A 26,027-nucleotide genomic window follows, 5' to 3' on the forward strand; every position below is an offset into this window, starting at 1 on the left:
CGGTCATTCCTTCCCGGGGCTTGCCTGGGAATCCCATGAGACTCGTGCTGTGCTGTAGAGGGTGTTCGGAGGAGGAGCCCGCCGTGGTTTGGTCGTGGCCGGTCACTGGAAGTCGCGCGAACGGGTGTTCGCTCCGATCCGGAGCGCTTCCAACCGATCCGCCACCAGATTGACGATGCCTTCCGGAGATCGCTCCAGCATGCCGCGGACCACCATCGCCGGGGCCTGCCTGGCAACGCGGCGATACCGGTTCCAGACCCCGACGCTGCAGATCACGTTGACGAGTCCCGCTTCGTCCTCGAGGTTCATGAAGGTGATGCCGCTCGCTGTCGCCGGCCGTTGCCGGTGCGTCACGACACCCCCGACCTCCACGCGACGGTCCGTCTGCGCCGTCAGGAGTTCGTCGGACCGCAGCGCACCTCGACGCGTGAGTTCGGCACGGACGTGGCGGATGGGGTGGTCGTCGGTCGACATCCCGGTCGACCAGATGTCGGAGATGAGTTGTTCGGCGGCCGTCGGAACCGGGAGCAACGGCGGCTGCACGGTCGTGAACGTCCCCTCGAGCTGGTCGGGACGATGCCGACTGGCCTGCGCTGCGCCCCACATCGCCTCACGACGCGTGAGGCCGAATCCGTCGAAGGCGCCTGCCGCCGACAGCGACTCCAACTGCGAGGAGCTCAGGCCGATCCGCCTGGCCAGGTCGGCCTGGCTGGTGAACAGCCCGCCGGACTCCCGTTCGGCGACGATCCGCTTCGCGAGCTCCTCACCGATCCCCTGGACGGAGGAGAGTCCCAGCCGGACGGCGAGTGCGCCGTCGCGCCGGTGTCCTGCCGAATCGTCGGGAAGGAGCGGATCGAAGAGCCCGGTCGGCCCCTGCTCGTGTTCGAGGCAGCGCGTGCGCCCGCCGGGAGCGACCGGGGCGCCGGGGGTGGCCTCCGGGTCGAGCGCTTCGAGGCCGGCCTGCGCACCGGAGCGATGCAGATCGGGACGAAGGACGGAGACGCCGTGTCGGCGGGCGTCGGCGACGAGCGTCATCGGCGAGTAGAACCCCATGGGCTGCGCCCTGAGCAGGGCCGCGAGGAAGGCCCCCGGGTAGTGCAGGCGCAGCCAGGCGCTCACGTAGACGAGGAGGGCGAAGCTCAGGGAGTGGCTCTCGGCGAAGCCGAAGTTGGCGAAGGCCTGGATCTTGGCGTACACGGCATCGGCGTCCGCACCGACGATGCCGTTACCGGCCATGCCGAGGTACAGCGTGTCCTTGAGGCTCTCGATCTTCTCCTCGCCGCGCTTCGATCCCATCGCCCGACGCAGGAGGTCCGCATCCTCGGCCGAGCACCCACCGACGGCCATCGCCATCTGCATGAGCTGCTCCTGGAACAACGGCACGCCGAGCGTGCGTTCGAGGACCGGTTCGAGGCTCGGGTGGAGGTAGGTGATGGGTTCCTGGCCGGTCTTCCGGCGCAGGTAGGGGTGCACCGCGCCGCCCTGGATGGGCCCCGGGCGGATCATGGCGACCTCGATGACGAGATCGTAGAACCGGCGGGGGAGCAAGCGCGGCAGCATGCCCATCTGCGCGCGGCTCTCCACCTGGAAGACCCCGATGGTGTCGGCCCGGCAGAGCTGGTCGTAGACCCCTGCTTCGTCCTTCGGGATGGTCTCGAGGGTCCAGCGCTCTCCGGTGTGCTCGGCCACGAGGTCGAAGCAGTACTGGATGGCCGAGAGCATGCCGAGACCCAGGAGGTCGAACTTGACGAGACCCATCCAGGCACAGTCGTCCTTGTCCCACTGGAGGACCGTGCGACCGTCCATGCGCCCGTGCTCGATCGGGCAGACCTCGCCGACCGGCCGATCGGTCAGCACCATGCCACCCGAGTGGATGCCCAGGTGCCGGGGCAGGGTGAGCATCTGCTGCGCGAGGCCGACGACGCGCTCGGGGATGTCGTGGTCGGTGCTCGACATGACCCCGCCCCAACGCTCGACCTGTTTCGACCAGGCGTCCTGCTGACCGGGGCTGTACCCGAGCGCCTTGGCGGTGTCGCGGACGGCGAACTTCGGTCGATAGCTGATGATGTTCGCGACCTGGGCGGCGTTGCGGCGTCCGTAGGTCTCGTAGACGTACTGGATGGCCTCCTCGCGCCGGTCGGAGTCGAAGTCGACGTCGATGTCGGGCTCCTCCTCCCGCATGCTGGAGAGGAACCGTTCGAACGGCAGCTCGTAGAAGATCGAGTCGACGGCGGTGATTCCGAGCAGGTAGCAGACGGCCGAGTTCGCGGCGGAACCCCGCCCCTGGCAGAGGATGCCCCGGCCGCGGGCGAAGCTGACGATGTCGTGCACGATCAGGAAGTACCCGGGGAAGTCCTTCTGCTCGATGACCTCGAGTTCCCGTTCGATGCGTCGGTGGTGTTCGGGAGTGGCGTCGGGGTATTTGACGGGGACGGCTTCGAGTACGAGGTGCCGAAGCCAGCTCATGGGCGTATGGCCCTCCGGGACGCGCTGTCGCGGGAGCTTCGGGCGGACCGCCCGCAGGCTGAAGGCGAGTTCGTCGGCCAGCTCGACGCTCCGTGCCACCGCTCCGGGGTATCTGGCGAACCGGTCCGCCATCTCGGCTCCGCTCCGCAGGTGCGCGGTTCCGGCCGCGGGAAGCCATCCGTCGAGCTCGTCGAGGCTGCGTCGTGCTCGGACGGCCGCCAGCGCGGTCTGGAGTCGATGCTGCTCGGGCGTGGCGTAATGGACGTTGCCGGTCGCGACGACGGTGAGGTCGAGCAACGCCGCGATCTCGGCGAGTGCATCGTTCTCCGCCGAGTCCTCCGGGTGGCCGTGGTCGCTCAACTCGACGACGACGTGCTCCGGACCGAACAGGGCGACGAGTCGGTCGACCGCGGCGGCGGCGGCCTCCAGACCGTGCTCACGGAGCGCGGTGCGGACGAACCCCTTGCGGCACCCGGTGAGCACGGTCACGTGGCCGGCGACGGAGGCGGCGAGCCGCTCGAGGTCGTAGATCGGGTGGCCCTTCTCGGCTCCGTCGGCGAGTTGTGCGTCCGTGATCGCGCCGGCCAGGCGGTGATACCCCTCTGCCCGGCGGGCGAGCAGTAGCAGATGATGCCCGACGGGGTCGGGGACGCCGTTCTGCGGTCGGTCCAGACCGATGGACAGTTCGGCACCGTAGACCGTCCGGAGGTCGGGGAACCGTTCCGCCGCCTCGGCCATCCGGACGACGCCGTAGAAACCGTCGTGGTCGGTGAGCGCGAGCGCGTGTAGGCCGAGTGCCGCAGCCTCCTCGACGAGGCGCTCCGGCGGGCTCGCGCCGTCGAGGAAGCTGAAACTCGAGTGCGCGTGGAGTTCCGCGTAGGGGACCTGCGTCGTCGACGGGCGCTGCTCGGGTGGTTCGGGGACGTACGGTTGACGCTTCCGCGACCAGGCCGGGCTGTCCCCGCCGTCGGCGCCCAACGGCAGGGTGGCCGGTCGGCTCGCGTCGGACAGGCGGCGCTCGAACTCCGACCATGAGACCGGGGGGTTGTTCCATCCCATGCTGGGCTCCTTCGTCATGCGGTGCGGTGCGGACGTGATGCGGTTCAGTCGTAGCGGGCCTCGGCCCTCCAGTGCTGTTCCTCCAAGAGGAGCAGCCAGGCGTCGCCCGAGTCGTCGAGGACCTGGAGACGGTGGACGCGATGGTGGCCGTCGTCGTCCCACCAGCGTTCGTCGATGCTCCAGGGGCCGGCCCATCCGTCGATGACGTGCCAGCCCGAGAGGGCGAAGAAGCGAGCGGGTGCTGCACTCACGGAGCTGCGCTCGTCGACCGCCACAGCCAGGCCCATCGCGTCGACGACCTCGACCGGCACGACGGTGTCGAAGACGGTCGATGGAGCCGCCCCTGGGATGGTCCCGGGCCACGGCCGGTTCCGGCGTTCGGCCACGGCCGCCTCGCCACCCGGCGGGACACTGCCCCAGGGGACGAGGATGCGGCGGTCGAGGAGGAGGCGTCCGCCGGACCGCACCGCGGTCACGACGCCGTCGTGACCGAGCATGCTCTGGACGCGGGCGAGTCCGCTGTGGATGCGTTCGTCCGGTCCGCTGCCCCAGAGACCTTCCTCGTGTTCCGCAGCGTCGTCGAGGGTCTCCGGGACGACCTCGACGAGTTCGACGGGCGAAGCGAGACCGTGATCGATGTTCGACGCGCCCTGCAACTGCCAGCGCACGCGATCGAGGACGTCGCCGGCGGTGAACCAACGTGGGTGGAGCCAGGTGCGGGTGGAGCGCTCCCCGCGCTCGCTCCGCATGCTGATCGTGATCGCGGTGGTCACGAGGCCGGCCTCGGTCAAGCCCGTGATGAACCGTTCCGCAGACTGCCGGAACCCGAAGGCCAGCTGGTCGATGCGGTCGAGCGGGGGCTCGAAGGCGATCGACACGGCCAGCTCGGTGGGTGGCACGCGGGGGACGACGCTGCGGGCGTCCGCGCCGGCTGCCAGGCGGTGCGCTCGGGCGCCGTCGGGGCCGAAGCGGTCGCGGACCTCGGTCGCGGGCAGCGCGCCGAACGCTCCCAGGGTGCTGATCCCGAGCCGGTGCAACAGTGAGCTGAGTTCGGGGCGCCCGAGGGTGGATAGGGGGAGCGGGGCCAGGAAGGCGGGAGAGGCTCCGGAGGGGATGACGAGGATCCGGGAACCGTTCTGCTGCAACGCGGTGGACCTCGCAGCCTGCTCCGCGGCGAAGGGGCCGTCGGCGATGCCGATCCGTGCATCGGGGACGCCGAGCTCGTCGAGACGGGCCAGGAGCACCTCCGCCGCAGCCGACTCGCCGCCGTAGTATCTGCTCGGTCCTCGGGATCGGATGGCGCAGAGCCCGGCCCGGAACGGTTGGACGCCCGGCATGAGTTCCTCGATGCCGAGGAGGATCGGCTCGAAGGCGCGGGTGTCGACGACCGGGTCGTAGTCGGCGGTCGCCAGTTCCGGACAGCGGGCCTCGGCCTCGCGGACACGGAGTCCTCGCCGCACTCCCGCTCCACGTGCGGTGGCATCGCAGGCCAGGACCTCACCATGCTCGACCAGGGCCAGCGGAGCGTCGGCCGTGTCCTCGGGCAGTGTCCCGGAGAGTCGTGCCGCCACGATCGGCCAGTCGGGGCACCACAGGACCATGGTGCGCTCGACTGGTCCCGCAAGCGGTTCGGTCGTCATCGGTTCACGACCATGGGGAGCCGGACGACCGTGTCGTCGTCGATGAGGCCGGAGCCGGCGAGCTGCGTGGTGCGATCCTCGGTCGATCCCAGAGGCAGCGTCAGGTGCGCGGTCCTGGGTCGGCCCGTAGCCCCCTGGCCGAGCATCGAGCTGACGGTGAGCCGCCGATGCAGGAGATGTCCGTGCCCCGCTCCGAGGCCGCTCCAGGAGCTCTCGGTCACGCGCAACGTCGCATCGCTCTGCGGCCAGGGACCGAGGACGATCAGTGCGGCCTCGCGCTGCCGGAGGCGAGCCGCGAGTCTGGCGGCGTCGCTCGGGGCGATCCGTCCGGGAGGCGCGGTGATGAGCACGCCGGCGACGTCGGCCATGGCGGCGGTGACCGTGAGCCAGTCCGGACCGGGTTGGGGGACGAGGACGAGTCGTTCGAGGTCGATGCCCATGGAGGCCGCCGCTTCGACACCGAACGACGGGAGACCGATGACGGCGCACCAGGTCCCGGCTGCGGACGGCCCGGCCATGAGCGACATGGCGAGCGCCGTGGAGCCGAGCACGGAGTAGCTGCCTCCGGCCTGGAGGGCGCCGCCGGGCAGGAGTCGGGAGAGCTCAGGGGCGGTCGGCAGGGATCGGGTGTCGAGGCGCGTGCCCTGCATCCGCTTGATGCGCCCCTGGAGTTCGTGCAGCTCGGTCGCGGTGTCCGCCCTGACGGGGGAGTCGACGAGTGCGCGGAGGGCCATGGCTCAATATTCGAACATATCTTCGAACAAGTCAACCGGCTCGATGCGGCCTCGGCGACGACTGATGGATGACTCGACCATGGTCGCGCATCCCACCGACACGCGGTCCGCGGTGTCAGCGGCGCCCGGTACGCTGGGCCCATGTGCGGACGTTTCGTCGTGACCGAATCCACCGAGGAACTCATCGAGCTCTTCGACATCGACCACGCGGCTGCCGAGCTGCCCGGGCCCTCGTACAACGTGCGCCCGACCGAGCAGATCCCGATCATCCTCGACTCGGTGAAGACGGGCCCGGTGGTCCGCCGGCTCGAATCGGCGCGGTGGTCACTCGTGCCGTCGTTCGCCACCGAGCTGAAGAGTCAGTACCCGACGTTCAACGCTCGCGCGGAGGAGGTCACCACCAAGCCCACGTTCGCGCCATCGGTCAAACAGAAGCGCGCGTTGGTGCCTGCCGCCGGGTACTACGAGTGGCACACCGAGGGCGCGACGAAGACCCCGTACTACGTGCAGACCGCGGGTGGTGAACCGATCGTCTTCGCGGCCCTGTACTCGTGGTGGCGCGACCGCTCGCTCGCGGACGACGACCCGCGGCGTTGGGTGCTGAGCGCGACCATCCTCACGCGGCCGGCGGTCGGTGCCTTGCAGGACCTGCACCCTCGGACGCCCGTGACGCTGCCTCCGGAATGCTGGGACGCCTGGCTCGATCCACACCACGAGGCCGATCAGGACGAGGTCGACGAGATGGTGTCCGCAGCGACCGACGTCGCGGAGCAGCTCGTCTTCCACCGGGTGGCGCCGTTGCAGGGCGATGGACCTGAGCTCATCCTCCCTGTCCAGGAGTAGCCGCAGGAGAGTCGGTCGGAGGCACGGACCGGAACCGCCCCGGAGACACGAAACCCACCCCGGACACACAGAACCGCCCCTGACGCGAACGTCAGGGGCGGTTCTCGGTGTCTCAGACGCGAGGGCTGGAATGACCGGCCGCTCGGATCGTCAGCTCCGACTGATCAGAGAATCAGAGGGGGCGGATGTTCTCGGCCTGCAGGCCCTTGGGGCCCTGGTTGGTCTCGAACTCGACCTTCTGGTTCTCCTCGAGCGAGCGGTAGCCGCTCGTCGCGATGGCGGAGAAGTGTGCGAAGACGTCGGCGCTGCCGTCGTCAGGAGTGATGAATCCGAAGCCCTTTTCGGCGTTGAACCACTTCACAGTTCCAGTTGACAATGTATTTCCTCTTTCATGAGTGACCGTTCCCGACTTTCGGGCCCGTTCGTCGCGGTGTTCTTTGCTCGCTCCTCAGAAAAGCAGCGTATCCATCGGTGGAAACGCGGCTTGAAATACCTGCGCAACACAACAACTTCGATCCACGTTAGCCCATCTCGGCTCGAAACGGCAGCCGAACACGTAACGGATTGGCCAATTCTGCGTCTTTTTCCCACATTCGTCGTGGTGCCTGGGTATCTCCAGCGGATCTCGCCATGCGGGGTGATTCTCCAGCCACCGACCGTAGGCTGAGGCCATCTGTAGAGCTCATGCTCGTCCGAGCGTCCGCTCACCGCCCCGGCTGGGAAGTCGACACGATTCCTCCGGAGTGCCCATGTCAACTGAAGCCATCCTCGGCCCGGTTCGTGCCACGAGCCCCCGCAAGCCCGGCGCTGCGAACGTCACCAGCTCCTACTCGTCGCTGTTGAAGACGGTTCGCGAGGCGGGACTCCTCCGCCGCCACCGCACGTTCTACATCCTCACGTTCTCGTTCCTCGTGATCGCGCTCCTCGGCTGCGTCACCGGGTTCGTCCTGCTCCGTGAATCCTGGTTCCAGCTGCTCATCGCCGGCGCGCTCGGAATCGTCCTCACGCAGTTCGCCTTCCTCGCCCACGAGGCCTCGCACCGTCAGGTCTTCGAGTCGGGCCGGGCGAACGACCGCGCCGGCCGCTTCCTCGCGGCGGGCATCGTCGGCATCAGCTACTCCTGGTGGATGACGAAGCACACGCGCCACCACGCGAACCCGAACCAGGTCACCAAGGACCCGGACATCGAGATCGACACGATCTCCTTCATCGAAGAGGACGCGGCGAAGGCCAAGGGCCTGCAGGCGCTGATCACCCGCAAGCAGGGCTACCTCTTCTTCCCCCTCCTCATGCTCGAGGGCATCAACCTCCACGCGCTGTCCTTCAAGACCCTCTTCGGGCCGGGCAAGGTCGACGGCCGTGCGGCCGAGATCAGCATGATCGTCGCCCGCGTCGGTCTGTACCTGGCCGCGATCTTCCTCTTCCTGCCCGTCGGCATGGCGTTCGCGTTCCTCGGCGTCCAGCTCGCGGTCTTCGGCGTCTACATGGGTGCGTCCTTCGCCCCGAACCACAAGGGCATGCCGATCATCCCCGCCGACGTGAAGCTCGACTTCCTCCGCAAGCAGGTGCTGACCTCCCGCAACGTCCGCGGCTTCGGCATGGCCACGTTCATGGGCGGTCTCAACTACCAGATCGAGCACCACCTGTTCCCGAGCATGCCTCGCCCGGCTCTGGCCCGTGCTCGCGTCATCGTGCGGGAGCACTGCGAGACCCAGCAAGTGCCGTACACCGAGACGACCCTCCTGCAGTCCTACGCCATCGTCATCGAGTACCTCAACCGGGTCGGCCTCTCAGCCCGCGACCCGTTCGACTGCCCGGCGGCGGCGAACTTCCGCCGCCGGTAGTCGGTCGGTCTCAGACCTCGAGCGTGTCGAGCGGGGCGAGCGGGTAGTAGGTCCCGCCGCCCTGTTCGGTCGCCCACTGCAGGCGGTCGTGCGACATGCTCTGTCCCGGCCCTGAGAGCACCATCTCGTGCGTCCCGAACGCGCGCTTCGGCGCGACGGCGGTGACGAAGTCCATGCCCTCGGAGATCTTCATCCACGGTGCACCCGCCGGCGCGGCCAGGACGTCGACCTCGACGCCCTCTGGGACGGCGAAGGAGTCGCCGGGGTAGTACACGAGGTCGTTGATGAGGACGCCCACGTTGTCGATCACCGGGATCGACGAGTGGATGACCGCGTGGGTCCCGCCGAAGAAGCGGAGCGTGAACGGCCCGGCTTCGACCACGTCGCCCGGGGCGACGACGGTGATGTCGTAGCCGTCCGCGGCGGCGGCGACACCGGCCGGTCCGTAGAGGATGGCCTCCGGGCTCGCGGCGAGGATACGGTCGAGGTGCTCAGCGGTCCAGTGGTCGGGGTGCAGGTGCGTGATCAGGACCGCCGCGGTGTGCTCCACATCGGCGATCGGCGACGTGAACGCGCCCGGGTCGACGATCAGCTTGGCGCCGTCCGTCTCGAGGAGGAATGCTGCATGTTCGAACTTCGTGAGTCTCATAGGACGAGTGAATACCGTGGGAGCGCCGGAGGCAACCCGGTCGTCCGGGTGTCCGCCCGCTGCAGGCCTGCCAGAATCGGCTGGTGACCACGCAGCCCCGACGCATCGGCGTCGCCATCAACCCGACCGCGTCGTTCGGCTCGACCCGAACCGTGGGCCCGATGGTGCTCGATGCCCTCGAGCAGGCCGGGCACCGCGCCGTCCGCCTGCAGGAGCAGACCGTCGGGCAGCTCCGGAGCGCGGTGCAGACTGCCATCGAGGCTGGGTTGGACGCGCTCGTCGTCGTCGGTGGCGACGGTATGGTGAGTCTCGCCGTCGAAGCGGTACGCGACTCGGGCCTGCCGTTCGGCGTGGTCCCGTCCGGTACGGGCAATGACATCGCGAGGGGGCTCGGGATCCCACTGGGCGATCCCGCAGCCGCGATAGCGTCCCTGCTCCGTGCGCTCGAGGGCGAGCCGCGGGTGATCGACGCCGGCACGGCGACGGACGGCGAGCGGACGACCTGGTTCGTCGGTGCGGTGTCCGCGGGCTTCGACGCCCTCGTCAATGAGCGGGCGAACCGCATGCGACGGCCGCGCGGGCGCAGCCGGTACACGATCGCGATCCTCCGGGAACTCCTGGCTCTGAGACCCCGCCGGTACGAGCTGACCGTGGACGGGGCGCCGGAGACGGTCGACGCCGTCCTCCTGGCCGTCGCGAACAACACCTCGATCGGCGGGGGCATGCTCATCGCGCCGCAGGCGGACCTCGCCGACGGCCGATTCGACCTGTTCGTCGTCGCACCCGTGTCCCGGTTCCGATTCCTCCGGCTGTTCCCCAAGGTCTTCTCGGGTGCGCACACGGATCTGGACATCGTGCGACTGTCGCGGGTCCGTTCGGTCTCGATCGCCGCGGACGACATCACGGCCTATGCCGACGGGGAGCGGATCGGTCCACTGCCGGTCACGATCGACGTGGTCCCCGGTGCCCTCCGCGTACTCGCCTGAGCGTGTCCACCCGACCGCGACCACCGCGCGACACGCCCGTCGGATGCCGCTGGTGGCCTCGATTTGTACCGCTCGAAATCGTATGGCATACTCATATCCGTTGCTTACGGCCCCATCGTTTAGCGGCCTAGGACACCGCCCTCTCACGGCGGCAGCACGGGTTCAAATCCCGTTGGGGTCACAACACCGAACGAAGCCTCGCTCTCCTGAGTCATCAGGGAGCGGGGCTTCCTTCATTTGGTGGCCCGAGGGCGCCCCGGGATGTCTGTGCACGCCCTCCGGGAGGCTTCACAGGCAGGGCCCGCACTGATCTCGCCGAATGCTGCTGCGTGCTAGCTTGGCCGGGTGACCGTGAAGCAGAAGCGCCGCGCTCCGGCGACAGCCGCAGTCCTGATCCTCGCCGCCCTGCTGACGGGGTGCTCCATCCCGGTGACGGGGGAGCCCGTCGCCGGTGGTTCAGGCCCGATCGTCGACGTCGCCGGCGGGACCGACGACACGCTGCGCAAGGACTTCGACGCGAGTCCCCAGGAGGTCAACGACTACTGGACCGACGACAAGTTCGGGGGAGCGACGGCTCCGGACCTGAAGCCGGGCGAGGACACGCTCACGGGCGACCAGGCCACCGGCGTGGTCGTGCACCCCAGTACCGGCGTCGGTCCCGACGTCGACGTCAAGGCCATCGCCCCGACCGCAGCCGGCGACCCGTACCCGGCGACCGGGCTGGCGGCCGCCACGCAGGGACGTCTGTACTTCTCCATCGGCGGCGCCACCTACGTCTGTTCCGCGAGCGTCGTCAACGCCCCGACCATGGACCTCGTCCTGACGGCGGGCCACTGCGTCTGGGACACGTACGGCAAACAGCTCGCCGAGAACATCATCTTCATCCCGGCCGACGCGGCCAACGGCCAGACCCAGCCCTACGGGCAGTGGGCCGGGGTCAGCACCTACGTCCCCGACGAGTTCACGAGCGAGGCGACCTCGGACGCCAGTGGTGCGACGAGCGGCAACGGCTGGGCCTACGACTTCGCCTTCATCCGCCTCGCCCCGAACGCTGCGGGCCAGAAGATCCAGGAGGTGACCGGCGGCCAGGGCATCTCCTTCGGGACCCCGCCTGAGGGCATCACGGTGATCGGCTACCCGTCCGCCGCCCCGTTCGACGGTCAGTCGCAGCGCTACTGCGCGAGCCAGGCCGCCACGAAGGGGTACGCCGGATACCGGGTCGACTGCCTCATGACCCCGGGTTGCTCGGGCGGCGGCTGGCTGACCCGGCTGGATCCCGCCACCGGTGCCGGGTACGTCACCTCGGTCACCTCGCGCGGCGACGGTTCGTGGCTCGAAGGCCCCGTCCTCGGACAGCGGGCCCTCACCCTGTACAACGACGCTCTGGCGGAGGGGTCATGACCGCCCGCGCGAGCGTGACGCGACGCCGACGGCGGATCGGTGTCCTGGCCCTGGCCGGGAGCGCCGCACTCGCTCTGAGCGCCTGCACGACGACCGGATCGGCGTTCCCCGACGCCGCCGCCCAGCAGAGCTACATGCAGGATCTCGCCGAGGCGAGGTTGGAGTTGCTGTCGGCCCAGATCGGCCAGGCGCCGGACGTGATCGGCTCGGCATACGTCCACGCCGTCGCGGGAGACCTCGAGTCGCATGAGAACGACTCGGTGGTCCTCTTCGGCGACCCGACCTCGTCGTTCAGCCAGGACAAGGGCTCGGCTGACGGCGACACCGTCGACATCTACCATCTCCCGGGTGCCGCATACGACCTCCTCCTACTCGGCGGGGAACTCAAGGAGCTCGCACCGACGGAGTGGGTGGCCGTGCAGACCCAGTACGTCGCCGAGGAGGATGCGGAGGGCTCACTCGGACCCGCATGCGTCTACCCGGGCATCTCCATCGCCTGCGACATCTACACCGCGGTCGAAGCCACGCGGAGCTCCAAGGAGGGCGTCCTCAGCGGTGTCGTCGTCTCGATGCGGAACGACGGCTCCTCGCAGATCTCGACGAGCGCCAGCCTCGAGAGCGTGTTGGCCGTCGGGACGCTCTTCGACCTCCCTGACGACCTCGTCTCGTCGTTCAGCGAGGACGACCTGGCGACCCTCCTGCCGGTGACGATCTTCCAGAACGCCGAGGGCGGCCTGGTGAAGATGGAGTTGAGCGGGACGGTCGAGAGCGAGACCAAGCTGCAGCTGCAGGCCGGCTTCGAGGTGTCGGGCACGTCGACGCTCGAAGACCTGCCGACGGAACCATCAGGATTCGACGTGACTGCGATCCCGGCGGCCGATCAGGCCGCGTTCTGGGATCGGATCGAGGAGTTGAGGAAATGACCGACGACCAGAAACCCGAGGACCTCGGAAAGCCCCCGGTCGGCGGCCCCCTGCGCCCTGACCAGCAGCCGCCGGGATTCCCCGACCCGAACGCTCCCCGCCTGGAGTTCGGACCGGGAAGCCCGCAGCGTCAGACGCCGCCCCAGAACGGCGCGCCGCAGAACGGCGCACCCCAGAACGGCGCGCCGCAGGGTCAGAACGGACCACCGCAGGGCGTCCCCTCGCAGAACGGGCCGTCTCGATCGTCCGCGCCTGGTCAGACCGGTGGAGGGCCCCGTCCGCAGGGAGGCGCCCCAGGGCAGCAGCCCGACGGTCCTGCGCCGCAGCTACCTCCCACCCAGCCCGGAGCACCGTTCGCCGGCGCGACTGGTGGGCAGCCGTGGGCGCAGCAGCAGCGGCCCTCGAACGCAGGTCCGAACCAGCAGCCGCAGCAGCAGGGACGGCCAGGCGGCCCGGACGGGTTCCGGTCCCCGACGTCGAACGGTCAGCCCGGTCACGCGCCCGGGAGCCCTCAGCAGGGTCAGGCCCCCGGCCAGGCTCCACAGGGACGTCCGCTCGGCTCGCCCCAGGGCCAGCCTCAGGGCCAGCCCCAGCGGCCGCAGGGGCAGCCGCCGTATGGTCAGGCGCGCCCGACCGGACCACAGCCCTTCGGTCCGGGACAGGCGCAGCACCCGAACGGCCCGTTCCAGCCAGGTCCACAGCAACATGGATCGCCGTCCGGTCCACAGCAGACCGGTCCGTTCCGTCCCGGCCCCGAGTACGGTGTCGCGGGCCAGCAGCCTGCTGCGAGCCCGAAACCCGCACGGAAGCCGCTCGGTCGCAAGCTCTGGGTCGGCGTCCTGATCGGCGCGGTGGCAGCGTCGCTCATCGCCGTCCCGCTCACCCTCCTCTCGGTCGGTCGCCTGTTCACGCCGATGCTCGACCGAGCCTCGGTGCAGACCGGTGTGGCCGAGGTGCTGAAGCAGGACTTCGGCCTCGCAGACGTCGAGAAGGTCGAGTGCCCGAGTGACCAGCCGGCGACGACCGGGACACAGTTCGAGTGCACCTTCTCGTACAACGCGAAGAGCTACCCGGTGGCTGTCGAGGTCATCAACGACCAGGGCCAGTACCGCGTCGGGATCGACGCGCCGAAGTAGCAGGGCGTCGGCCCCGGCGTCCCTCGAGCGACGACGGTGCCGACGTCTCCGCCACGGACCGGGTGGTACGCTGGGCGAATGTTGTCCGGGCTGCTCCTCCTTCCCAGCCGCGACGAGGCCTAGTTCCAGGCTCCCTCGTCGCGGAGGTCGCTGACGCCTGACCCCTCATCGTTTGAAGGAATTCCACGACATGTCGCAGCTGAACGCCGATCCGTCCGTCCCGAGCATCCCCGAACACCCGCGCACGCTCGCCGAGAAGGTCTGGGACGACCACCTCGTCGTCAAGGGTGAGGACGGCACGCCCGACCTCATCTACATCGACCTGCACCTCGTCCACGAGGTGACGAGCCCGCAGGCCTTCGACGGCCTGCGTCTGGCCGACCGGCCGCTGCGTCGCGTCGACCTCACGATCGCGACCGAGGACCACAACACCCCGACGCTCGCGATCGACAAGCCGATCGCCGACCTCACCAGCCGCACGCAGATCGAGACCCTCCGTCGCAACGCCGCGGAGTTCGGGGTGCGGATCCACTCCCTCGGCGACCTCGACCAGGGGATCGTCCACGTCGTCGGACCGCAGCTCGGCCTCACGATGCCCGGGATCACGGTCGTCTGCGGCGACTCACACACCTCGACCCACGGCGCCTTCGGGGCCATGGCCTTCGGCATCGGCACCAGCGAGGTCGAGCACGTCATGGCCACGCAGACGCTGCCGTTGAAGCCGTTCAAGACCATGGCCATCACCGTCGAAGGCACGCTGCGGCCGGGCGTGACCGCGAAGGACATCATCCTCGCCGTCATCGCGAAGATCGGCACCGGCGGCGGGCAGGGCTACGTCCTCGAATACCGCGGTTCGGCGATCCGTGCGCTCTCGATGGAGGGCCGCATGACGATCTGCAACATGTCGATCGAGGCCGGTGCCAGGGCCGGCATGGTCGCCCCCGACCAGGTCACCTACGACTACCTGCAGGGGCGCCCGCACGCTCCGACCGGCGCCGACTGGGACGAGGCCGTCGCCTACTGGGACACCCTCGCGACCGACGAGGGGGCCGCCTTCGACGCCGAGGTCTTCCTCGACGCCGACACGCTGGAACCCTTCGTCACCTGGGGCACCAACCCTGGCCAGGGCGTCTCGCTGAGCGAGAACGTGCCCGACCCCGCGGCCATCGCCGACCCGAACGAGCGCTCCGCCGCCGAGCGCGCCCTGGAGTACATGGCACTCGAAGCCGGTACCCCGATGAAGGAGATCCCGGTGGACGCGGTCTTCATGGGTTCCTGCACGAACAGCCGGATCGAAGACCTGCGGGCGTTCGCGTCCATCATCGAGGGTCGCACGAAGGCCGAGGGTGTGCGGGTCATGGTGGTGCCCGGCTCCGCCCGGGTTCGGATCGAGGCTGAGGCCGAGGGGCTCGACAAGATCATCACCGACTTCGGGGCGGAGTGGCGGTTCGCCGGATGCTCCATGTGCCTCGGGATGAACCCCGACCAGCTCGCTCCGGGGGAGCGCTGCGCCTCGACGTCGAACCGCAACTTCGAGGGTCGCCAGGGCAAGGGCGGCCGCACGCACCTCGTCTCGCCGCTCGTCGCCGCGGCGACAGCCATCCGCGGAACGCTCTCCAGCCCGGCCGACCTCGAGGTCGAGCCCGGCAGACACGCGGCCACCGAGCAGGAAGGCGTACACGCCTGATGGACAAGTTCACGACCGTCACCGGCATCGCTGCTCCGATGCGGCGCTCCAACGTCGACACCGACCAGATCATCCCCGCCGTCTACCTGAAGCGCGTCACGAAGACCGGCTTCGAGGACGCGCTCTTCGCCGGGTGGCGCCAGGACCCCGACTTCGTCCTGAACCAGCCGGCCTACCAGGGCGCGAGCATCCTCGTCGCCGGGCACGACTTCGGTACCGGGTCGTCGCGTGAGCACGCCGTGTGGGCGCTGCGCGACTTCGGATTCAAAGTCGTCGTGTCGTCCCGCTTCGGCGACATCTTCCGAGGGAACTCCGGCAAGCAAGGTCTCCTGGCGGCCCAGGTCACGGAGGAGGAGCTCGAGCAACTCTGGGCCGCGATCGAGGCCGCTCCAGGTGCGGATTCCGTCGTCGACCTCATCTCCCGGACCATCACGGTCGGCGATCTCACGGTTTCGTTCCAGGTCGACGATTACACTCGGTGGCGGCTCATCGAAGGACTCGATGACATCGGGCTGACGCTCCGTAGCGAGGAGCAGATCACCGCATTCGAAGCCCGGCGGCCGAACTGGCTGCCCCGCACCATTCCCGTCAAGTAGCAAGGCAGTAGGTACCGGTTTGAATTCACTCGTCCAGGCGTCACAGGCGGCAGGCTCGTCGGTCGGACTCGATGTCGACCGCATCACGATCAACGGCGGTATCCCGCTCCGGGGCCGCATCGAGGTCAAGGGTGCCAAGAACCTCGTGACCAAGGCGATGGTGGCGTCGTTGCTCGGCGAGAACGTCAGCGTCCTGCGCAACGTGCCGAACATCAGCGACGTCCGGGTCGTCCGCTCCCTGCTCGAGATCCACGGTGTGGACGTGACGGAGGGCGAGAACCCGAATGAGCTCCGCCTCGACCCGACGAACGTCGAGTCCGCCCACATGGAGGAGATCGACGCGCACGCCGGCTTCTCCCGGATCCCGATCCTGTTCTGCGGGCCGCTGCTCCACCGCCTCGGGGCGGCGTTCATCCCCGACCTCGGAGGTTGCCGCATCGGCGACCGCCCCATCGACTTCCACCTCGACGCGCTCCGCAAGTTCGGCGCGGTCGTGGAGAAGCTCCCGCAGGGCATCCGTCTCTCGGCCCCGAACGGTCTCCACGGGACGACGGTGCATCTGCCGTACCCGAGCGTCGGCGCCACGGAGCAGGTCCTGCTCACGGCGGTCCGTGCTAAGGGCACCACGGAGCTCAAGGGTGCGGCGATCGAGCCGGAGATCATGGATCTCATCGCCGTCCTCCAGAAGATGGGCGCGATCATCTCCTACGAGCCGAACCGCGTGATCCTCATCGAAGGCGTGGACAAGCTCGAGGGGTACGACCACACGGCCATCGGCGACCGCAACGAGGCCGCGAGCTGGGCGTCGGCCGCGCTCGCGACCGACGGCGACGTCTTCGTCGGCGGCGCGAAGCAGCAGGACATGATGACGTTCCTCAACATCTTCCGCAAGGCCGGTGGCGGGTTCGACATCACCGACGACGGCATCCGGTTCTACCGCAAGGAGGAGCTGAAGCCCGTGGTCATCGAGACCGACGTGCACCCCGGCTTCATGACGGACTGGCAGCAGCCTCTCATCGTCGCGCTGACGCAGGCGACGGGCGAGTCGATCGTCCACGAGACCGTCTACGAGAACCGCTTCGGCTTCACGGACGCGCTCAACACCATGGGCGCGAACATCGTCGTGCACCCCAATGGGCTGTCGGGTACGCCTCGTCGGGTGCCGCGGCGCAACCTCGAGCAGGCCGCCGTGATCAACGGACCGACTCCGTTGCACGGTGCCGACATCGAGGTACCCGACCTCCGCGGAGGCTTCAGCCACCTCATTGCGGCGCTCACCGCCGAGGGCAAGTCGACGGTCAGCAACGTCGGCATCATCAGCCGTGGGTACGAGAACTTCATCGTGAAGCTCCAGCAGCTCGGTGCTGACTTCGTCCTCGAAACGAAGTAGTCCGCCGTGGGGGTGGAACGGTCGAGGCCGTCGATCTACTGGTTGCTGTCGTCGATCGCGATCCCGCCGTTCAGTGCTCTCGTCAAGCTCCGCGTCCGGCACGGCGAACGCCTGCCGCAGGAGGGGCCGTTCATCCTGTCGCCCAACCACGACAGCGAGTTCGACCCGCTGATCATGGGCGTGGCCGTCTGGCGGCTCGGGCGACAGCCCCGCTTCATGGCGAAGGGCAGTCTGTTCAAGGTCCCGGTGGTCGGGTGGTTGTTGCGGAAGTCCGGACAGATCCCCGTCGAGCGCGAGGGTTCCGCCCGCGGGATGGACCCGGTCAGCGCCGCAGCACACCTGACCGAACGCGGGCAGGGTGTCGTCGTGTACCCCGAGGGGTCGCTCACCCGTGACCCGGGCCTGTGGCCGATGCGCGGGCGCACCGGCGCGGTCCGGATCGCGCTCACGCACGGCCTGCCGATCATCCCCGCCGCGCACTGGGGCACGCAGGAGGTCATGCCCCGGTACGGCAGGCTGCGGGTGTTCCCCTTGCGGAAGCGCGTCGAGGTCGCCATCGGCGAGCCGGTGGACCTCTCGGCCTTCGCCGGGCGGCAGCTAGACTCGAAGACGCTGAACGAGGCGACCGAAGTCGTCATGCAGGCCATCACCGCCCTCTGCGAGGAATTGCGCGGTGCCCAAGCTCCCACGGAGCGTTGGGATCCCTCGAAACACCAGCAGAAGGAGACAGGCCGCTTTGAGTCCTAGGAACGTTCCGCAACCACCGGCCGCCACGAGGGTCGCCGTGCTCGGAGCGGGCAGCTGGGGCACGACGTTCGGCAAGATCCTCGCGGACGGTGGCTCCGACGTGGTCATGTGGGCCAGGCGACCCGAGCTCGCTCGCGAGATCACCGAGGCCAAGCGCAACAGCGACTACCTGCCCGGGATCAATCTGCCGATGCGGATGACGGCGACCGCGAGCCTGGTCGACGCCGTGCGCGGTGCCTCGGTCGTGTTCCTGTCCGTCCCGAGCCAGTCCCTGCGCGACAACCTCATCGCGCTCCGCCCGCACCTCGAGGACGGCACCCTCGTCGTCTCGCTCATGAAGGGCGTCGAGCGTCGCAGCGGATCCCGGATGAGCGAGGTCATACGCGAGACCCTCGACATCGACCCGTCCCGTATCGCCGTCGCCTCGGGCCCCAACCTCGCGCTCGAGATCGCCCGTGAGCAGCCGACGGCCGCCGTGATCTCCTCGGAGAGCCTCGAGACGGCGCAGACGGTCGCGCTCCTCGCGCGCAACCGGTACTTCCGCAGCTTCGTGAACACCGACGTCATCGGTACCGAGTTCGGCGGTGTGCTCAAGAACCTCATCGCCGTCGCGATCGGCATCGTCGACGGCGTCGGCTACGGCGAGAACACGAAGGCCTCCATCATCACCCGCGGGTTGGTCGAGATGACCGACTTCGCGGTGGCCCACGGCGCGCAGCCCGAGACCCTGTCGGGGCTGGCCGGGCTCGGCGACCTCATCGCGACGTGCCAGTCGCCGCTGTCCCGCAACAACACGGCGGGGCGTCTGCTCGGCCAGGGGTATCAGTTCGACGACGTCGTCAAACAGATGCAGCAGACCGCGGAGGGGCTCGCGTCGGTGGCACCGGTGCTCGAGCTGGCCAAGGCGAAGGGGGTCGCGATGCCCATCGTCGAACAGGTCAAGCAGGTGCTCGACGGCACGCTCGACCCGAAGGACATCGCACCGCACCTCACGACCGACGACGACGAACCCCAGGGGGAGAGAAGCAACGATGACGCACAAGACCGGAGTGGTGGTGCTCTTTGGAGGCCGTTCAAGCGAGCACTCGATCAGCTGCGCAACGGCGGGCGGCGTCCTCGCCGCGATTGACCGCGAACGGTACGACGTCTACCCGGTCGGGATCGCCCACGACGGCTCGTACGTCCTCGAGGTCGACGACCCGAGCCGGTACGCGCTCGACCCCGCCCACCTGCCGGAGGTCGACCCCTCACGTCCGGCCGTACGCTGGCCTGAGCGCGTCGGGAGCCGTGAGCTGACCGTCGTCGGGGAGGACGGCGTCCCGGTCACCCTCGGTCCCATCGACATCGTCTTCCCGATCCTCCACGGTCGGTTCGGCGAGGACGGCACCGTGCAGGGCATGCTCGAGCTCGTCGACCTCCCGTACGTCGGCTCGGGCGTCCTCGCGTCCTCCCTCGGCATGGACAAGCACTTCACGAAGACGGTGCTCCAGGCGGCCGGGATCGCCGTCGCGCCGTGGGTGCGGTTCACCGCCCACGACTGGGCCACGGCACCCGACCAGGTACTCGCGTCGCTCGGATCGCTCGGCTCACCCGCGTTCGTGAAGCCGGCGCGAGCCGGTTCGAGCGTCGGGGTGTCGAAGGTGTCCACGCCGGACGCGTTCCGTGCGGCGATCGAACTGGCCCTCGCCGAGGACTCGACCGTGCTCGTCGAGACCGGTCTGGTGGGCCGGGAGGTCGAGTGTGCGGTCCTCGAATCCCTCCCCGGCGAGGCACCTCGCGTCTCGGTGGCGGGCGAGGTCGTGGTGACCGGTCGCGACTTCTACGATTTCGAGGCGAAGTACCTCGACGCGCCCGGTATCGAGCTCGTCTGCCCCGCCGACCTTCGTCCCGAGCAGTTGTCGGAGATGCAGGACCTCTCGCGTCGGGCGTTCGAGGCGTTGGGCTGCGCTGGCCTCGCCCGGGTCGACTTCTTCCTGACCGCGGACGGCTTCGTCGTCAACGAGGTCAACACCATGCCGGGGTTCACCCCGATCTCGATGTTCCCGAGCTGCTGGTTGGCCTCGGGGCTCAGCTACCCCGAGCTCATCACCGAGCTGATCGAGGTCGCGCGCGCCCGGTCCTGAACGGCGTGGTGCCGGGAACGGTCAGCCGTCGGTGGGGATCGGGAGCTCGGCGTCGCCGAGGGCGGTGCACTTCCCGGTGACGGGGAGCACGGACACGGCGGGCGCCAGGTCCGCCAGGACGGTGCTGCTGGCGACGGCGTCGCCGTCGAGCACGATCTCGACCGCGGGCGTGCGTCCGAAGGTGGTGAACCGGTAGTTCGGCGCGTCGGTGTCGTCGATGATCCAGTCGACGCCGTTCACCGACTGGCACTGCTGCGTGGTCGGGCCGGGGATCGCGACGCCGCAGTGTAGGAGGACCGTCGCCGGATCGCCCCAGGCGCCGGTGGCCTGGGCGTCGGTCCCTCGCTCGGGCAGTTCGGCCACGACGTCGGGCAGACGCACCGTGACCTCCGCACACTGCGGGTTGTTCGCATCGGCGGCGGGTTCGAGCGCGACGGCGGGCGCGCAGCCGGCCAGGGCCAGGGTTGCGGCTGCGGCGAGGGCGGTGGCGAGGAGCGCACGGATCGGGGACATCGCCCACCAGGCTACCGTTGATCCCATGAACGAGTCTGGGAGCGCGTCCGACGATCAGGAAACGGTCGGGCCCTGTGTCGGGGACCTCGCCGAGGGGGAGCTGCTCGATCGCATCTTCCCTCGCCTGCCGCACGCCGACGCCGAACTCCTCGGGCCGGGCGACGATGCCGCGGTCGTGCGCGCGCCGGACGGTCGGTTCGTCGTCACGACGGACACGATGATCCACGGGCCGGACTTCCGGCTGGCGTGGTCGAGCGCCCACGATCTCGGGTGGAAGGCTGCGGCCAGCAACCTGGCCGACGTCGCGGCGATGGGGGCGCGTCCGACAGCACTCGTCGTCGCACTCGCCATGCCCAAGCACCTGCCGGTCGCCGTGCTCGACGGGTTCGCAGACGGACTGCGCGACGGTTGCGCCGAGCTCGCGCCCGGTTGCGGTGTCGTCGGCGGCGATCTGGCCGTGTCCGACGTCTTCATGATCGCGGTGACGGCGTTCGGCGACCTCGAGGGTCGTGCCCCCGTGCGACGTGACGGGGCGCGACCCGGCGACGTGGTCGCGGTCGCCGGGGAGTTGGGTTCGGCTGCGGCAGGCCTCCGAATCCTCTTCTCGCGTGGGGTCGACGCCGACGGCGTGCCCTCGGCCGAGGCGGCGGCCGGCCTGCGACGCGATCACCGGGTCGAGGTGGAGGCACAACTCGCACCACGACCTCCGATCGCCGCCGGGGTCGTCGCCGCCGTCGCCGGAGCCACGGCGATGCTCGACCTGTCGGACGGGCTCGCGCTCGACGCCGGTCGCCTCGCGCGGGCGAGTGGGGTCGCGATCGACCTGCGGGCCGAGGACCTGGGCGCCGACGTGGCGCTCGCCCTCGCCGGTGGCGAGGACCACTCGCTCCTGGCGACGTTCCCGGCCGCAGCCACGATCCCCGCCGGCTTCCGGACCATCGGCACGGCCCGGACCGGTGCCGGGGTCCTCGTTGACGGTGTGGCCTACGACGGTCGCGCCGGCTGGGATCCCTACCGCGACTGGGACGATGCGTCCGGTTGAGCGGTGTTCGAGGACCGTGCGGTGACGCGGGGACTCAGACCGGCGTGATCCACCACACGACGGTCTCGCCGTAGGTGCTCTTCCGCAGGACCTCGAGTGCTGCGGGAAGGGTCGGTTCTGGCGAGCGTGAGCTCCGCTCGATGAGCACGAGCCCGTCGTCGGTGACCAGACCGACGAGCGCGGCGAGGTTGGCCGTGAGCTCCGCTTCGGGGAGGTCGTACGGGGGATCGACGAAGACGAGGTCGGACGGGACCGACGCCCCGGATAGGTAGGCGCCGACCGACTTGGCGTGCACCGTGATGCGGGGTGCCGCGCCGCGAGGCGCTGCCGAGCTCACGATCCTCGCGTTGTCACGACACAGCTTCGCGGCCTCCGACCCTCGGTCGACGAGGGTGACCACGGCGGCACCCCGGCTGGCGCACTCGAGTCCCAGCGACCCCGAGCCGGCGTACAGGTCGAGCACCTCGGCTCCGGTGATCACGTCGCGAGCCTCCAGCGCGGAGAACAGCGCCTCGCGGACGCGATCACTCGTCGGTCGTGTCCCGCTGCCCGGGACCCGGATCGTGCGTGATCCGGCGAAACCCGAGATGATCCTGATGCCGGCCATGGTCCCATCCTCGCAGGCTGCGCGAAGCCGAGCGAACCGCGGTGTCCGAGGTCCCGAATAGAATCGACGGCATGACGGGGATCGAGCTGGGCACGAAGCTCGGCGGTGTCCTCGGCGGACGAACCGCGACGGCACTCCAGAAGGCGTTCGGCGTGGAGACCGTCGGCGACCTCCTCGAGCACTACCCCCGTCGATACGCGAAGCGCGGCGAGCTGACGGTCATCGGCCAGCTGCCGCTCGGCGAGGACGTGACGATCGTCGCCGACGTCCTCGAGGTCCGCGACCGCCAGATGAAGCAACGCAAGGGCTCCATCCTCGAGGTCGTCATCTCCGACGGTCAGGGGCGGCTCAACCTCACCTTCTTCAACCAGCCGTGGCGGGCGAACGAACTCCGGCCGGGCCTGCGTGGGATCTTCGCAGGCAAGGTCGGCGACTACCGCGGCAGCTATCAGCTCGCGCACCCGCAGTATCAGCTCTTCCCCGACGACGCCGACGCACCGGCGCTCGCGGACGCCCAGGCGAAGGCGTGGTCTGAGGCACCCATCCCGATATACCCGGCGACGAGCACGATCACGAGCTGGAACCTCAAGCAGTCCGTGGAGCTGGTGCTCGACGCCCTGCCGCCGCAGGAGGACCCCGTCCCCCGGTCGGTCCGGGCGGCGAGGGGTGAGCTCTCCTTCGACGCCGCCATCCGGGCCGTCCACCGCCCGACGGTCGACCGCGACTGGCAGCGCGGTCGCCGCAGCCTGCGGTACCAGGAGGCGTACCTCCTCCAGACGGCCCTGCTCCAGCAGCGTGCGGCCACCCGTGCGCTGGCGGCCGAACCCCGCGTGCCGAAGGCCGGCGGCTACCTCGAGCGCCTCGACGCCGCGCTCCCGTTCGAGCTGACCGGCGACCAGCAGACGGTCGGCACGGAGATCGCGGCCGACCTCGCGCAGCCCAATCCGATGAACCGGCTCGTCCAGGGCGAGGTCGGTTCGGGCAAGACGCTCGTCGCCCTCCGGGCCATGGCGGCCGTCGCCGACAGCGGGGGACAGTCAGTGCTACTGGCGCCCACCGAGGTCCTCGCGGCGCAGCACCTGCGGTCGATCGTCCGTTCGCTCGGCCCCGACCTCTCGGCCGAGCTCATGCCGACGCTGCTCACCGGCCAGCTGCCGACGTCCGATCGCAAACGGGCGCTGCTGCGGATCGTCGCCGGCCAGGCTCGGATCGTGATCGGGACGCACGCTCTGCTGGGTGACGCCGTGACCTTCGCCGATCTGGGGATGGTCGTCGTCGACGAACAGCACCGCTTCGGCGTGGAGCAGCGCGACCAGCTCCGTCAGAAGGGACGCACACCGCCGCACGTCCTCGTGCTGACCGCGACGCCGATCCCACGGACCGTTGCCATGACCGTCTTCGGCGACCTCGACGTCAGCATCATCAAGGAGCTGCCACGCGGGCGGCAGGGGATCGAGAGCTTCGTGGTCGCCCTGGCCGATCACCCGCGGTGGATCTCCCGCGTCTGGGAGCGCCTCGCCGAGGAACTCGCGCAGGGGCGACAGGGGTTCGTGGTGTGCCCGGCGATCGACGCCAAGGAGGTCGAGCCCGGTGAGGAGCTCGAGGAGGACGTCGACCCGGCGCGCCCGATCGCGTCCGTGCTCACCACAGTGGAGCAGCTGCGTACCCATCCACTGCTCGCGTCCCGACGCATCGAGGTCCTCCACGGCCGGATGAGCGCGGAGGAGAAGGACCGGACGATGCGGGCCTTCGCCGCCGGCGAGATCGACGTCCTCGTGGCGACGACGGTGATCGAGGTGGGCGTCGACGTCCCCAACGCCTCGACGATGGTCGTGCTCGACGCGGAGCGCTTCGGGGTGTCGCAGCTCCACCAGCTCCGCGGACGCGTCGGTCGAGGCGGTGTCCCCGGGCTGTGTCTGCTCGTCACCGCGGCGGAGGCGGAGAGCACCGCACGGGAGCGCGTCGACGCGGTGGCCGCGACGCTCGACGGCTTCGATCTCGCGCAGGTCGATCTCGAGCTGCGGCGCGAGGGCGACGTCCTGGGCAGCATGCAGTCGGGCGGGCGGTCCTCGCTCAAGCTGCTCCGGGTCGTGCACGACAGCGAGGTCATCATCGAGGCGCGGGCGGATGCCGCCGAGCTCCTCGACACCGATCCCGACCTCGCCGACCACCCGGTGCTGGCCGAAGCGCTCCGCCGGCGCCTCGACGAATCCGACCGCGCCGCGCTCGCCAAGAACTGAGCACCGATAGGCTGGCGGCATGAAGCGGATCGCCGTCGTCCCCGGATCGTTCGACCCAGTCACCCTCGGTCACCTGGATGTCATCGAGCGGGCGGCGCGCATCTTCGACGAGCTGCATGTGCTGGTCGTGCACAACCCCGACAAGTCCGCGCTGCTGCCGATGCCGCAGCGGGTGTCCCTGCTCGAGCGCTCCATCGCCGACGGCGGACTGCCCGACAACATCGTCGTCGCGCAGTGGAACGTCGGCCTGCTCGTCGACTACTGCACGGACGTCGGCGCGAGCGTGCTCGTGAAGGGCATCCGCTCGCAGGTCGACGTCGCCTACGAGACGCCCATGGCCATCATGAACCGCAGTCTCGCCGGTGTGGAGACGGTCTTCCTCCTGCCTGATCCGGCGCACGCGCACGTCTCCAGTTCACTCGTCCGGCAGGTGGCCGCGCTCGGTGGCGATGTCAGCCCGTACGTTCCGCAGGTGGTGGCGACCTTCCTCCAGGAGGGCTAGGGCGTCCTCCCCGTCGGGTTCGGCGTAGAATCGTCGATCGTGACTAGGAAGAGAACGAACAATTCGCCGTTCAGCGTCAACGTGCGCGATCTGGTGAACCGTCCCGGGGAGATGCGCGAGCACGACCTCGAGGTGGTGCTCGCCGAGCGCTGGGGCGAGGGTCTGGTCGCCGTCCAGGAGGGCACGACGCTCTCCGAGCAGGTGCGTCTCGAGTCCGTGCACGAGGGGATCCTCGTGACCGTCGACGTCGACGCACTGGCGACCGGCGAGTGCGGACGCTGCCTCCGCGACATCGAACTGCCTGTCGAAGTCGAGATTCAGGAACTTTTCGCGTATCCTGATTCGGAAGCGTCTGACTTCGAGGTTCACGACGACCACGTGGATCTTGAACCTCTGGTCAGAGATGCGGTAGTTCTCGCATTACCGTTTCAGCCGGTGTGCCAGCCGGATTGCCCCGGACTCGACCCCGAGACCGGTGAGCGGCTGGCCGAACGTCCGGAACGACACCCTCACGACGTCGCAGATCCTCGCTGGTCTGCGCTCGCGGGCTTGTCCTCAGACTCCGTACTTGACACAGACGCCAGTAGCGCCCAGCGCGCCACTGCAGACACAGAAGAGAGATAGATCATGGCTGGAAACCCCCCGAAGCGGAAGGTCTCGCGCTCGAACACCCGCTCGCGTCGCTCGCAGTGGAAGGCCGCCGTGCCGACGCTCGTGAAGACGGTGGAGAACGGCCGCGTCACGTACAGCCTGCCGCACCGCGCCAAGGTCGTCGAGGACTCGCAGGGCACCGCCCTGTACCTCGAGTACAAGGGCCGCAAGGTCGCAGACGTCTGATCCGCGCGTTGAACGTCCGCGTTCGAACAGCGTGAACACGAATCATTCCGACCACACCGGAA

The 26,027-nt window shown here is 69.3% G+C and carries 24 protein-coding genes and 1 tRNA gene; 18 read left to right on the forward strand and 7 right to left on the reverse strand.

The annotated features are described in order from the left end of the window. Positions 1-102 precede the first annotated feature (102 nt). Genes QRN19_RS14210 through imuA' form a run of 3 tightly spaced genes read right to left on the reverse strand, consistent with a single transcriptional unit; the run spans position 103 to position 5,899 of the window. Positions 103-3,525, reverse strand: coding sequence for an error-prone DNA polymerase (locus QRN19_RS14210; protein WP_285027645.1), 3,423 nt, complete (start codon positions 3,523-3,525; stop codon positions 103-105). A gap of 44 nt (positions 3,526-3,569) precedes the next feature. Beyond that, positions 3,570-5,165, reverse strand: a complete 1,596-nt coding sequence (locus QRN19_RS14215) for a DNA polymerase Y family protein (RefSeq protein ID WP_285027647.1) — start codon at positions 5,163-5,165, stop codon at positions 3,570-3,572. After that, positions 5,162-5,899 (reverse strand): DnaE2-dependent mutagenesis accessory factor ImuA', encoded by a 738-nt coding sequence (gene imuA', locus QRN19_RS14220; protein WP_285027648.1) that lies wholly within the window; start codon positions 5,897-5,899, stop codon positions 5,162-5,164. The genes QRN19_RS14215 and imuA' overlap by 4 nt, the downstream gene beginning before the upstream one ends. A gap of 141 nt (positions 5,900-6,040) precedes the next feature. Here imuA' and QRN19_RS14225 point away from each other — a divergent pair, with 141 nt between their 5' ends. After that, positions 6,041-6,742, forward strand: coding sequence for an SOS response-associated peptidase (locus QRN19_RS14225; protein ID WP_285027649.1), 702 nt, complete (start codon positions 6,041-6,043; stop codon positions 6,740-6,742). A gap of 172 nt (positions 6,743-6,914) precedes the next feature. On the opposite strand, the gene QRN19_RS14230 is transcribed toward QRN19_RS14225, so the two are convergent. After that, a complete protein-coding gene (locus tag QRN19_RS14230; RefSeq protein ID WP_056006986.1) occupies positions 6,915-7,118 on the reverse strand; it encodes a cold-shock protein in 204 nt (67 codons plus the stop codon). 373 nt (positions 7,119-7,491) lie between these two features. Between QRN19_RS14230 and QRN19_RS14235 the strand changes: the two genes are divergently transcribed. Further along, positions 7,492-8,586 (forward strand): fatty acid desaturase family protein, encoded by a 1,095-nt coding sequence (locus QRN19_RS14235; RefSeq protein ID WP_285027653.1) that lies wholly within the window; start codon positions 7,492-7,494, stop codon positions 8,584-8,586. A 10-nt stretch (positions 8,587-8,596) separates the two neighbouring features. Here the strand turns inward: QRN19_RS14235 and QRN19_RS14240 are convergent, their stop codons facing one another. Further along, positions 8,597-9,235, reverse strand: coding sequence for an MBL fold metallo-hydrolase (locus QRN19_RS14240; protein WP_285027655.1), 639 nt, complete (start codon positions 9,233-9,235; stop codon positions 8,597-8,599). An 83-nt stretch (positions 9,236-9,318) separates the two neighbouring features. Between QRN19_RS14240 and QRN19_RS14245 the strand changes: the two genes are divergently transcribed. From QRN19_RS14245 to QRN19_RS14295, 11 genes are all read left to right on the forward strand, one after another. Beyond that, positions 9,319-10,221, forward strand: a complete 903-nt coding sequence (locus QRN19_RS14245; RefSeq protein ID WP_285027657.1) for a diacylglycerol/lipid kinase family protein — start codon at positions 9,319-9,321, stop codon at positions 10,219-10,221. Positions 10,222-10,329: 108 nt separating this feature from the next. Continuing rightward, positions 10,330-10,402: transfer RNA gene (locus tag QRN19_RS14250), tRNA-Glu, on the forward strand. Positions 10,403-10,566: 164 nt separating this feature from the next. Next, on the forward strand, positions 10,567-11,622 hold the full coding sequence (locus tag QRN19_RS14255) for a trypsin-like serine peptidase (protein ID WP_285027659.1): 1,056 nt from the start codon (positions 10,567-10,569) through the stop codon (positions 11,620-11,622). Next, positions 11,619-12,545 (forward strand): hypothetical protein, encoded by a 927-nt coding sequence (locus tag QRN19_RS14260; RefSeq protein WP_285027661.1) that lies wholly within the window; start codon positions 11,619-11,621, stop codon positions 12,543-12,545. The genes QRN19_RS14255 and QRN19_RS14260 overlap by 4 nt, the downstream gene beginning before the upstream one ends. An 851-nt stretch (positions 12,546-13,396) precedes the next feature. Beyond that, positions 13,397-13,681 (forward strand): DUF4333 domain-containing protein, encoded by a 285-nt coding sequence (locus QRN19_RS14265; RefSeq protein WP_285027663.1) that lies wholly within the window; start codon positions 13,397-13,399, stop codon positions 13,679-13,681. Positions 13,682-13,871: 190 nt separating this feature from the next. Then, positions 13,872-15,368: a 3-isopropylmalate dehydratase large subunit gene (leuC, locus tag QRN19_RS14270; RefSeq protein WP_285027665.1), complete on the forward strand. Its 1,497-nt coding sequence runs from the start codon at positions 13,872-13,874 to the stop codon at positions 15,366-15,368. Beyond that, a complete protein-coding gene (leuD, locus tag QRN19_RS14275) occupies positions 15,368-15,964 on the forward strand; it encodes a 3-isopropylmalate dehydratase small subunit (protein ID WP_285027667.1) in 597 nt (198 codons plus the stop codon). Before leuC ends, leuD begins: the two co-directional genes overlap by 1 nt. 19 nt (positions 15,965-15,983) lie before the next feature. After that, entirely contained in the window at positions 15,984-17,354 is a 1,371-nt protein-coding gene (gene murA / locus QRN19_RS14280; RefSeq protein ID WP_064296294.1) for a UDP-N-acetylglucosamine 1-carboxyvinyltransferase, read from the forward strand. A 6-nt stretch (positions 17,355-17,360) separates the two neighbouring features. After that, positions 17,361-18,101: a lysophospholipid acyltransferase family protein gene (locus tag QRN19_RS14285; protein WP_285027670.1), complete on the forward strand. Its 741-nt coding sequence runs from the start codon at positions 17,361-17,363 to the stop codon at positions 18,099-18,101. Further along, a complete protein-coding gene (locus tag QRN19_RS14290; RefSeq protein WP_285027672.1) occupies positions 18,091-19,230 on the forward strand; it encodes an NAD(P)H-dependent glycerol-3-phosphate dehydrogenase in 1,140 nt (379 codons plus the stop codon). Before QRN19_RS14285 ends, QRN19_RS14290 begins: the two co-directional genes overlap by 11 nt. Beyond that, entirely contained in the window at positions 19,133-20,224 is a 1,092-nt protein-coding gene (locus QRN19_RS14295; protein ID WP_285027674.1) for a D-alanine--D-alanine ligase family protein, read from the forward strand. Before QRN19_RS14290 ends, QRN19_RS14295 begins: the two co-directional genes overlap by 98 nt. A gap of 21 nt (positions 20,225-20,245) precedes the next feature. Here the strand turns inward: QRN19_RS14295 and QRN19_RS14300 are convergent, their stop codons facing one another. Continuing rightward, a complete protein-coding gene (locus tag QRN19_RS14300) occupies positions 20,246-20,737 on the reverse strand; it encodes a DUF3515 family protein (RefSeq protein ID WP_285027676.1) in 492 nt (163 codons plus the stop codon). Between the two features lie 25 nt (positions 20,738-20,762). Here QRN19_RS14300 and thiL point away from each other — a divergent pair, with 25 nt between their 5' ends. Beyond that, the gene (gene thiL / locus QRN19_RS14305) at positions 20,763-21,779 is read left to right on the forward strand and encodes a thiamine-phosphate kinase (RefSeq protein WP_285027677.1); all 1,017 of its coding nucleotides are present in this window, start codon (positions 20,763-20,765) and stop codon (positions 21,777-21,779) included. 34 nt (positions 21,780-21,813) lie between these two features. Here the strand turns inward: thiL and QRN19_RS14310 are convergent, their stop codons facing one another. After that, positions 21,814-22,386: an RsmD family RNA methyltransferase gene (locus QRN19_RS14310; protein ID WP_285027678.1), complete on the reverse strand. Its 573-nt coding sequence runs from the start codon at positions 22,384-22,386 to the stop codon at positions 21,814-21,816. 71 nt (positions 22,387-22,457) lie between these two features. Between QRN19_RS14310 and QRN19_RS14315 the strand changes: the two genes are divergently transcribed. The 4 genes from QRN19_RS14315 to rpmF are packed head-to-tail and all read left to right on the forward strand — an operon-like array spanning position 22,458 to position 25,965. After that, a complete protein-coding gene (locus QRN19_RS14315) occupies positions 22,458-24,626 on the forward strand; it encodes an ATP-dependent DNA helicase RecG (RefSeq protein ID WP_285027679.1) in 2,169 nt (722 codons plus the stop codon). 19 nt (positions 24,627-24,645) lie between these two features. After that, positions 24,646-25,128 (forward strand): pantetheine-phosphate adenylyltransferase, encoded by a 483-nt coding sequence (coaD, locus tag QRN19_RS14320; protein ID WP_064296302.1) that lies wholly within the window; start codon positions 24,646-24,648, stop codon positions 25,126-25,128. 39 nt (positions 25,129-25,167) lie between these two features. Next, the gene (locus tag QRN19_RS14325) at positions 25,168-25,752 is read left to right on the forward strand and encodes a YceD family protein (RefSeq protein ID WP_502928251.1); all 585 of its coding nucleotides are present in this window, start codon (positions 25,168-25,170) and stop codon (positions 25,750-25,752) included. 3 nt (positions 25,753-25,755) lie between these two features. Beyond that, a complete protein-coding gene (gene rpmF / locus QRN19_RS14330) occupies positions 25,756-25,965 on the forward strand; it encodes a 50S ribosomal protein L32 (protein ID WP_056006932.1) in 210 nt (69 codons plus the stop codon). Positions 25,966-26,027 lie beyond the last annotated feature (62 nt).

The organism is Plantibacter sp. ME-Dv--P-122b, assembly GCF_030209375.1.
Classification (GTDB): domain Bacteria; phylum Actinomycetota; class Actinomycetes; order Actinomycetales; family Microbacteriaceae; genus Plantibacter.